At 74.4% G+C, this 347-nt stretch carries 1 protein-coding gene; it reads right to left on the bottom strand.

The genetic code is table 11. From position 1 onward, the window contains the following. Nucleotides 1-109: 109 nt before the first annotated feature. On the bottom strand, nt 110-347 hold a 238-nt coding region (locus DEIPI_RS0117045), incomplete at its 5' end, for a winged helix-turn-helix domain-containing protein (RefSeq protein WP_169737144.1).

A 347-nucleotide genomic window follows, 5' to 3' on the forward strand; every position in this document is an offset into this window, starting at 1 on the left:
CGCACCGCCGCCGCGTTGAGGTGCGTGGCCCGCCCGTCCTCGTGCAGGATCACCGCCTGCGGCAGCGCGTCCATCCACGTGGCGCCCGCCGTGCCGCGGAAGGCCGGATCTACTCCTCCCACGGCCGCATCCTGTAGCCCTTGCCTCGCACCGTCTCCAGGAAGCGCGGCAGGCCCGGCTCCTCGCGCAGGTGCGCGCGCAGCTGCGTCACGTGCTGGTCCACGGTGCGCTCCCCGCCGAGGAAGTCCGCGCCCCACACCCGGTCGAGCAGTTCGGCCCGGCCGTACACGCGCCCCACGTTCTGCGCGAGGAACGCCAGCAGGTCGAACTCGCGCCGCGTCAGCACG

The sequence above is a fragment of the Deinococcus pimensis DSM 21231 genome (assembly GCF_000519345.1).
Lineage (GTDB): Bacteria > Deinococcota > Deinococci > Deinococcales > Deinococcaceae > Deinococcus_A > Deinococcus_A pimensis.